This is a genomic window from Leclercia sp. M50 (assembly GCF_037150775.1).
Taxonomy (GTDB): Bacteria; Pseudomonadota; Gammaproteobacteria; order Enterobacterales; family Enterobacteriaceae; genus Enterobacter.
The window spans coordinates 1-7045 of record NZ_JBBCPK010000149.1 but is presented as its reverse complement, the minus strand read 5'-3'; the positions used below and the strand labels follow the sequence as shown (position 1 = coordinate 7045).

Annotated in this window: 7 protein-coding genes; all 7 read left to right on the top strand. The window is 53.6% G+C overall.

From position 1 onward, the window contains the following. Positions 1 to 601 precede the first annotated feature (601 nt). Positions 602 to 952: a flagellar transcriptional regulator FlhD gene (gene flhD / locus WFM46_RS22040; protein ID WP_103180096.1), complete on the top strand. Its 351-nt coding sequence runs from the start codon at positions 602 to 604 to the stop codon at positions 950 to 952. 2 nt (positions 953 to 954) lie between these two features. After that, positions 955 to 1533 (top strand): flagellar transcriptional regulator FlhC, encoded by a 579-nt coding sequence (gene flhC / locus WFM46_RS22035; RefSeq protein WP_103180095.1) that lies wholly within the window; start codon positions 955 to 957, stop codon positions 1531 to 1533. 122 nt (positions 1534 to 1655) lie between these two features. After that, positions 1656 to 2543: a flagellar motor stator protein MotA gene (gene motA, locus WFM46_RS22030; RefSeq protein ID WP_103180094.1), complete on the top strand. Its 888-nt coding sequence runs from the start codon at positions 1656 to 1658 to the stop codon at positions 2541 to 2543. Further along, positions 2540 to 3469 (top strand): flagellar motor protein MotB, encoded by a 930-nt coding sequence (gene motB / locus WFM46_RS22025; protein WP_336998552.1) that lies wholly within the window; start codon positions 2540 to 2542, stop codon positions 3467 to 3469. The genes motA and motB overlap by 4 nt, the downstream gene beginning before the upstream one ends. Before the next feature lie 4 nt (positions 3470 to 3473). Continuing rightward, complete coding sequence (gene cheA, locus WFM46_RS22020; protein WP_336998551.1) at positions 3474 to 5501, top strand: chemotaxis protein CheA; 2028 nt, start codon at positions 3474 to 3476, stop codon at positions 5499 to 5501. A gap of 21 nt (positions 5502 to 5522) precedes the next feature. Beyond that, positions 5523 to 6026: a chemotaxis protein CheW gene (gene cheW, locus WFM46_RS22015; protein ID WP_032611989.1), complete on the top strand. Its 504-nt coding sequence runs from the start codon at positions 5523 to 5525 to the stop codon at positions 6024 to 6026. 476 nt (positions 6027 to 6502) lie between these two features. Beyond that, positions 6503 to 7045 (top strand): SCPU domain-containing protein (locus tag WFM46_RS22010; protein WP_336998550.1); only part of this gene is annotated, 543 nt, incomplete at its 3' end.

The window sequence follows — 7045 nt, the reverse complement described above, 5'->3', positions numbered from 1 at the left end:
CTTTGAGCCCGCTGTAATCGCAAAAAATCCACCTAAATGCTTCAACTAAAAATGATAACGCCAGGTAATAACTTTTGTCACTTTTTCATGTAAGCCTTTGTTTTAAAACCATATTAACAAAGTGTTTCTGTGATAGATATGGACTGGTTTGTTGCCAGTTTACGCTATGACAACGACAGGCAATTAACATGCCCTCTTTGTTCATACTTCTGCATGAATATTCGCCCGGAAAGAATATATTCTGCGCTTAATCGCTCATAAAACAAACAAATTAGAAGGAGTGCTGATGGATTTTTGGGTAAAATTCACTTAAATTATGTGATCTGCGTCACATTTTTTTTAAATTTCAGGTGAAGCCACATTGTATGTGGTACATCGGACGGGTAAAGTTGCCGCGAATTAGGAAAAGTCTTAGTTAATTGTAAGAAGCGATAAATGTGTAAGAGACAGATTTTGTTTTTCTTAACGTGATTCATCGATACAAAACTTAATTCAACTATGCGTTTTAGCCTTTTCTTTTTTTTACCGGGGTTTTCCCGGCGACATCACGGGGTGCGGGTTGACCGCACAAGAAATTAAAGTGTTATTCGGGAAGGAATAAATGAACACATCCGAATTGCTAAAACACATCTATGACATCAACCTGTCATATTTATTACTTGCACAACGTTTGATTAGCCAGGATAAAGCCTCTGCAATGTTTCGTCTGGGTATTCAGGAAGAAATGGCCACCACGCTTGGCGGTTTAACGTTGCCGCAGATGGTGAAACTGGCCGAGACAAACCAACTGGTTTGCCAGTTCCGCTTTGATAATCACCAGACCGTCACGCAGCTGACGCAGGAATCCCGCGTGGATGATCTGCAACAGGTTCACACCGGCATTCTGCTTTCTACCCGTTTGCTTAACGAAATCAGCCAGCCTGATGACGTAGCCCGTAAGAAAAGGGCCTAATAATGAGTGAGAAGAGCATTGTTCAGGAAGCGCGTGATATTCAACTGGCCATGGAACTGATTACGCTAGGTGCTCGTTTGCAAATGCTGGAAAGCGAAACCCAGCTGAGCCGTGGCCGTCTTATCAAGTTGTATAAAGAATTACGTGGCAGCCCACCCCCAAAAGGGATGCTGCCATTCTCTACCGACTGGTTTATGACCTGGGAGCAGAATATTCATGCTTCCATGTTCTGTAATGCCTGGCAGTACCTGCTCAAGACCGGCTTATGCAGCGGCGTTGATGCGGTCATTAAAGCGTACAAACTTTACCTCGAGCAGTGCCCGCAGCCTGAAGAAGGCCCTTTGCTGGCCCTGACCCGCGCATGGACATTGGTGCGTTTTGTTGAGAGCGGATTGCTGGAACTCTCCCGCTGCAACTGCTGCAGCGGCAACTTTATCACCCATGCACATCAGCCCGCGGGCAGCTTCGCCTGCAGTTTGTGCCAACCACCGTCTCGTGCGGTAAAAAGACGTAAACTTTCCCGGGATGCTGCCGATAGTAATCCACAACTGCTGGATGAACAGATCGAACAGGCTGTTTAACCCGAACGTGTGGGCAAGGATCCAGCAGCGGTAAGAGATTACCGCTGCTTTTTTTTGCCCCGCAGAAGGATAAACCCCGACCTGCGCATCCTGGCTACAGTCACTAGCGGAAGGATGATGTCGTGCTTATCGTATTAGGTTACCTGGTAGTTCTCGGTACAGTTTTCGGCGGTTACATGATGACCGGCGGGCACCTTGGGGCACTCTATCAACCGGCCGAACTGATTATTATCGGTGGTGCAGGGGTGGGGGCGTTTATCGTTGGCAACAACGGCAAGGCGATCAAGGGAACGTTAAAAGCGTTGCCGTTACTGTTCCGTCGTTCGAAATACACCAAAAGTATGTATATGGACCTTCTGGCGCTGCTCTATCGCCTGATGGCCAAGTCGCGTCAACAGGGAATGTTCTCCCTGGAGCGCGATATTGAGAATCCGAAAGAGAGCGAGATCTTTGCCAGCTACCCGCGCATTATCGCCGATAAGATGATGCTTGAGTTCATTGTCGACTATCTGCGTCTGATCATCAGCGGCAACATGAACACCTTCGAAATCGAAGCGTTGATGGACGAAGAGATCGAAACGCATGAAAGCGAAGCTGAAGTCCCGGCCAACAGCCTGGCGATGGTGGGGGACTCCCTGCCGGCGTTCGGTATCGTTGCGGCGGTTATGGGGGTCGTTCATGCCCTGGCCTCGGCGGATCGTCCGGCGGCTGAACTGGGCGCCTTGATCGCGCACGCCATGGTGGGAACCTTCCTCGGCATCCTGCTGGCGTACGGATTTATCTCTCCGCTGGCGACCGTATTGCGTCAGAAGAGCGCTGAAACCACCAAAATGATGCAGTGCGTCAAAATCACGCTGCTCTCGAATCTTAACGGTTATGCCCCGCCGATCGCGGTAGAGTTTGGCCGTAAAACCCTGTACTCCAGCGAGCGTCCGTCGTTTATTGAGCTTGAAGAGCACGTGCGCGCTGTGAAGAACCCAAACCAGCAGACGAGCACTGAGGACGCATGAAAAACCAGTCCCATCCCATCGTCATAGTCAAAAAGCGCAAGCATAAAGGGCATGGAGGCCATCATGGTGGCTCGTGGAAAATCGCCTACGCCGATTTCATGACCGCGATGATGGCGTTTTTCCTGGTGATGTGGCTGATCTCTATCTCCAGCCCGAAAGAGCTGATTCAGATCGCAGAGTATTTCCGTACCCCGCTGGCAACGGCGGTGTCGGGGGGGCCGCGTATCTCCAACAGCGACAGCCCGATCCCGGGCGGTGGAGATGACTACACGCAAAAGCAGGGTGAGGTGAAGCGCGAGCCGAACATCGACGAGCTGAAAAGACGCATGGAGCAGAGCCGCCTGAAAAAACTGCGCGGCGATCTGGATCAGCTGATCGAAGCGGATCCGAAGCTGCGCGCCCTGCGTCCGCACCTGAAGATCGATCTCGTTCAGGAGGGGCTGCGCATTCAGATTATCGACAGCCAGAACCGTCCCATGTTTAAAACCGGCAGCGCCGATGTGGAGCCCTATATGCGCGACATCCTGCGCGCCATTGCGCCAGTGCTGAACGGGATCCCTAACCGAATCAGTCTTTCCGGTCACACCGATGACTTCCCTTACGCCGGTGGCGAAAAAGGGTACAGCAACTGGGAGCTCTCGGCAGATCGTGCAAACGCATCCCGTCGTGAGCTGGTGATCGGCGGGATGGAGGTTGGCAGAGTGCGGCGCGTCGTCGGCATGCCCGCCGCCATGCGCGTCACGGGCGGCGGCCGGGAGAACGCAAGCAACCGCCGTATTAGTCTCTTAGTGCTCAACAAACAGGCAGAGCAGGCCATCCTGCACGAAAATGCCGAAAGTCAGAATGAGTCACTGGATGATTTAAAACAGCCAGGCCCTGCGCCTTCGGCTGCCGTTCCAACATCGCCACCAGCCAATCCGAGGTGATAGCGTGAGCATGGATATTAGCGATTTTTACCAGACGTTTTTTGATGAAGCCGACGAGTTGTTGGCGGATATGGAGCAACACCTGCTGGATCTGGTGCCCGAGGCGCCGGATTCAGAGCAGCTCAACGCCATATTTCGCGCAGCTCACTCCATTAAAGGAGGCGCCGGTACGTTTGGCTTTACCATTTTGCAGGAAACCACTCATCTGATGGAGAACCTGCTCGATGAGGCCCGACGCGGTGAGATGCAGCTCAATACCGACATTATTAACCTGTTTTTGGAAACGAAAGACATTATGCAGGAACAGCTCGATGCCTATAAAAGCTCGGAAGAGCCGGACGCTGCCAGCTTTGAATATATCTGCAACGCGCTGCGTCAGTTAGCGCTGGAAGCCAAAGGCGAGACGGCAGCCGTTGCCGTCAGCCCGGCAAAACTGAGCGTTGTTGAGCCCGCTCCGGCGGCCGCGCCTGCCGCTGACAACCGTCTGCGCGTGGTGCTGTCCAGCCTGAAAGAGAGCGAAGTTAACCTTCTGGAAGAAGAGCTGAGCAATCTCGCCACCCTGAGCAACGTGGTGAAGGGCAAGGACACGCTGGCAGCTAACCTCGATGGCGGCATCAGCAAAGATGACGTGATCGCTGTGCTCTGTTTTGTCATTGAACCTGAGCAGATTGACTTTGAGGCCGTGACCGATGCACCGGCTGCAGAAATGGCGGAAGTGGCCGAAGTCGCGGCTGCACCGGCGGTACCGGCCGTGGCACCTGCCGCGCCTGCGCTGAAAGCCGTTCCGGGCGAATCCGCTGCGCCAAACCGCGGCGAGCGTGAAAAACCGGCCGCCCGCTCCAGCGAATCGACCAGTATTCGTGTCGCTGTAGAAAAAGTGGATCAGCTGATTAACCTGGTGGGCGAACTGGTGATCACCCAGTCGATGCTGGCCCAGCGCTCCAACGAGCTGGACCCGGTCAACCATGGCGATCTCATCACCAGCATGGGGCAGTTACAACGTAACGCCCGCGATCTGCAGGAATCGGTGATGTCCATCCGTATGATGCCGATGGAATATGTCTTCAGCCGCTTCCCGCGTCTGGTGCGTGACCTGGCCGGCAAGCTCAACAAGCAAATCGAACTGACGCTGATGGGCAGTTCCACCGAGCTGGATAAGAGCCTTATTGAGCGCATTATCGACCCGTTAACGCACCTGGTGCGTAACAGCCTTGACCACGGGATCGAACTGCCGGAAAACCGTGTTGCCGCAGGGAAATCCCCGGTGGGTAACCTGATTTTGTCTGCGGAACACCAGGGCGGGAACATCTGCATTGAAGTGACCGATGACGGCGCAGGCCTGAATCGCGAGCGTATCCTGGCGAAAGCGATGTCGCAGGGGATGGCGGTCAGCGAAAACATGACCGACGAAGAGGTGGGCATGCTGATCTTTGCCCCAGGCTTCTCCACCGCGGAGCAGGTCACAGACGTCTCCGGGCGCGGCGTGGGTATGGACGTGGTGAAACGTAACATCCAGGAGATGGGCGGCCACGTTGAGATCAAGTCGAAGCAGGGCTCAGGTACCACTATCCGCATTCTGCTGCCGCTGACGCTGGCGATCCTCGACGGCATGTCGGTCAAAGTGGCGGACGAAGTGTTCATCCTGCCGCTGAACGCGGTGATGGAATCGCTGCAGCCGCGTGAAGAAGATCTGCACCCGCTGGCAGGCGGTGAGCGCGTGCTGGAAGTGCGTGGCGAATACCTGCCGCTGGTGGAACTGTGGAAAGTGTTCGACGTGGACGGCGCCAAAACCGAAGCCACGCAGGGGATTGTGGTTATTCTGCAAAGCGCAGGCCGCCGTTACGCTCTGCTGGTCGATCAGCTGATTGGTCAGCATCAGGTGGTGGTGAAGAACCTCGAGAGCAACTACCGCAAAGTACCTGGCATTTCAGCCGCCACCATCCTCGGCGATGGCAGCGTGGCGCTGATCGTCGATGTTTCGGCGCTTCAGGGATTAAATCGTGAACAACGTATGGCGCACACAGCCGCCTGATTCAGTTAAGAAGGTAAAAAAATGACCGGTATGAGTAATGTAACCAAGCTGGCCGGCGAGCCATCAGGGCAGGAATTCCTGGTTTTCACCTTAGGTGACGAAGAGTACGGTATCGATATTCTGAAGGTGCAGGAGATCCGTGGCTATGATCAGGTGACCCGCATCGCCAACACGCCAGATTTCATTAAAGGCGTGACCAACCTGCGTGGCGTTATCGTGCCAATCGTCGACCTGCGCGTGAAGTTCAGCCAGGGCGATGTCGAGTATGATGACAATACGGTCGTGATCGTGCTCAATCTGGGCCAGCGCGTGGTCGGGATTGTGGTTGATGGGGTTTCCGATGTCCTCTCCCTGACCGCCGAGCAGATCCGCCCGGCGCCGGAATTCGCGGTTACGCTGTCCACCGAATACCTGACCGGTCTGGGGGCGCTCGGTGACCGTATGCTGATTCTGGTGAATATCGAGAAGCTGCTGAACAGTGATGAGATGGCGCTGCTGGACGTGGCGGCAAGCCACGTAGCCTGACGCCATCACCGCTGCGGCGGCCAGGACAACACTTCAAGGGGACCATGCTGGTCCCCTTATTTATTTCTCCCGTTATGTATCGACCTGTTCTTATTTCTGCCCGTTATTTATTCAAATTGTGAATATATTCATCACCCGAATCCAGGTAATCGTTTCTCTGGCTTAACTCTTATTTAACCGCTATTAAAATAACCAATGAAAACAAGAAGATATATTGTGATCTGTATCACATTATTCCTATTTTTTATCTCGTCTGGCTTCGATGTTCAGGAGTTTTAAAAATTTATCCTGTTGTTATTAAAAGATAATTTTTGTCAATACGCCGTTTGTCTTAGCCGTCTGGCTAAAGTGGTTGTTCGCGGTGCCTTAATCTAAATTGATTTTAACCACCTATTAACAATAGTAATGGGTGCTAACAATTTGAGCGTTATCAAAAATAGAGGATAACGACGGCGACATTTTCTGGAGGGTGGAAAATGAACAGAAAAATTTTGGTGTTATTGGCGGGATCGGCCCTGGCGATGGCGGCAGTTCCGGCACAGGCGGTAACCAGCAGCGGGACCATTGGCGCAACCCTGACCTTGACCAACGGCTGCCTGATCAACGGATCGCCAAACCAGAACGGCATTAACTTCGGTACCCTCGATTTCGGTACCCATCCGGCAACCTTCTCCACGCTCACCACCCAGCTCACCGGAGCCAATGGGGGCAATACCTTTACCATCCAGTGCACCACCGACAGCTACACGGTCGCCATTACCGGCAATACCAATTCCACCGCGCCGGGAACGGTTGTGGGTACGCCCGGCACGCCAGCGCGCTATCTGGTCAACACCGCGAATACCGCTCAGGGTGTGGCATATAGCCTGTTCAGCGACAGCAGCTTTAACAACGTGATCGCCAATAACGCGCCGATCCCGGTGGCCTCTACCGCAGGCGGGGTTAATAGCTACACGCTCTATGGCCGTATTACCGGCGGCGGCAACAGCGTCACCGTGGTCCCTGGCACCTACATCGAC